Origin of the sequence: Bradyrhizobium sp. (genome assembly GCF_036009065.1) — a bacterium.
In the GTDB taxonomy this organism is placed as follows: Bacteria; Pseudomonadota; Alphaproteobacteria; order Rhizobiales; family Xanthobacteraceae; genus Bradyrhizobium.
Genome location: NZ_DASYMN010000341.1, coordinates 1 through 2,173, shown reverse-complemented (window position 1 = coordinate 2,173; position 2,173 = coordinate 1). Strand labels below are relative to the sequence as shown.

At 61.5% G+C, this 2,173-nt stretch carries 2 protein-coding genes and 1 pseudogene; all 3 read left to right on the top strand.

All coding sequences use genetic code 11. From position 1 onward, the window contains the following. A partial coding sequence (locus tag VGP39_RS21005) for an extracellular solute-binding protein (RefSeq protein WP_327570017.1) occupies positions 1–664 on the top strand: 664 nt, incomplete at its 5' end. Between the two features lie 163 nt (positions 665–827). Then, positions 828–1,757 (top strand): sugar ABC transporter permease, encoded by a 930-nt coding sequence (locus tag VGP39_RS21000; RefSeq protein ID WP_327570016.1) that lies wholly within the window; start codon positions 828–830, stop codon positions 1,755–1,757. Positions 1,758–1,760: 3 nt separating this feature from the next. After that, positions 1,761–2,173, top strand: a pseudogene (locus VGP39_RS20995) (carbohydrate ABC transporter permease); the annotation flags it as partial.

Here is a 2,173-nt window from a genome sequence, read left to right as displayed (position 1 = left end):
GGAAGTCGACGAAAGCGGCAAGGTGGTGATCAACAGCAAGGAGACGCTCGACTCGGTCAAGTTCATGACCGGCTTCTGGAAGGACGCGCATGACGAGGGCGGCCTTGCCTGGGACGACACCAACAACAACCGCGCGTTCCTGTCGCAGACCATTGCGGCGACGCTCAACGGCGCCTCGATCTACATCGAGTCGCTGCGCAATCCCGACAAATACATCAGCGAAAAGGGCGCGCAGCTAAAGACCGACATCCTGCACGCGGCGCTGCCCAAGGGGCCGGCCGGGCAGTTCTCCATGCACACCTACCACTCGCATGTGCTGCCGACCTACTCGAAGAACGAGAAGGCCGCAAAGGACTTCCTGCGCTGGGCGCACTCCAAGCCGGTGTACGAGAAGTGGTTCGTCTCGCAGAAGGGTTTTGCCACGCCGTGCACCCCCGAATGGGAAAAGCACAAGGTGTGGACCGACGATCCGGTCATGGAGCCCTTCAAGATCGCGGGAAAGCTCGCGCGCACGCCAGGCTTCGCCGGTCCGTCGAACGCCAAGGCGGCCGAGGTGCTCTCCAAATACATCATCACCGACATGTACGCGAAGGCCGTGCAAGGCATGCCGCCGGAAGACGCCGTCAAATGGGCGGAAAGCGAATTGAAGAAGATCTACGTTTGAACGCACACGCGCAGCTTGGTCGCGCCGGTTCCGCCGGGAGGCGGCGCGATCCAGGGGCTGGGCGCGCTGCTTTCGAGTGCCCGGACGAGCCGTAAGATTTCGCATGTCGCGCCGGTCGGCGCGCGGATCGAGGTGAAGTTTTAAGAGGTAATAACTTCAAGAAATGGCGATCGCTGAAACCCAGGTCTACATGCCGCAGGCGCCGCGGCCCAGGCTCCGGCTGCTTGAGGACGAGCGCTGGCTCGCGTTCGTGCTGCTGGTGCCGACCATGGTGCTGCTCGGCATGTTCATTGCCTATCCGTTTGTGCGGGGCATCCTGCTTTCCGTTACCAACTCGCGCGTGGGCGTGCCCGGCGACTTCGTCGGTCTCGCCAACTACTACAAGATCTGGAATGACGGGATCTTCCACACCTCGGTCTACAACACCTTCCTCTATACCGGCGTGACCACCGTCTTTAAGCTGGCGCTCGGGCTGTGGCTGGCCATGCTGCTCAACCGCAATTTCCGCGGCAAGGCTTTTACCCGCGCCTTTATCCTGCTGCCTTTCATCATTCCAACGGTGCTGTCGACCTTCGCCTGGAAGTGGATGTTCGACCCGACCTTCAGCGTTCTCAACTGGCTGCTCTACCATTTCGGCCTGATCACCGGCCGCATCAACTGGCTGGGCGATCCGGATCTCGCGATGATTTCCATCATCGTGGTCAACATCTGGCGCGGCGTGCCGTTCTTCGCCATCAGCCTGCTCGCGGGGCTGCAGACCATCAGTCCCGAGCTCAACGAGGCCGCGGCCATCGACGGCGCCAAACCCTTGCAGCGGTTCTGGTACATCACCTGGCCGCTGCTGCTGCCGGTAACCATGGTCGTGGTGCTGTTCTCGATCATCCAGACGTTTGCCGACTTCCAGATCGTCTATGTCATGACCGGCGGGGGACCTGCCAACGCGACGCATCTGTTCGCCACCTACGCCTACCAGATCGGCGTCGGCACCGGCCTGCTGAGCGAGGGCGCCGCGATCTCGCTCGCCATGTTCCCGATCCTGTTCCTGGTCGTCCTCATCCAGCTTCTCTACATCCGCCGCGTCGAGGTCCGCTGAGCCATGATCGAAGGTGCCCTGTGGAGAAAGTGGGTGTTCTTCTACGCGCCCATGGCGCTGTTCCTGATCTTCCTGCTGTTTCCGTTCTACTGGATGGTGATCACCTCGGTGCGGCCGGATGGCGAGTTGTACCGGCCCTGGAATGCGGTCAATTACAATCCGTTCTGGACCTGGAAACCGACCCTCGATCACGTCCGGTACCTGTTCGAAGAAACGCTGTTCGCATCGTGGCTGTGGAACACGATGTTCATCGCGCTGGCGTCCACCGCGATCTCGCTGGTGTGCGGCGTGTTCGCCGGCTATGCGCTGTCGCGGCTGAACTTTCCCTTCGCCGGCAGCCTCGGCACCGGCATCTTCATCACCTACCTGGTGCCGCAGACGCTGCTGTTCATTCCGCTGGCCGAGATCATCCGCAA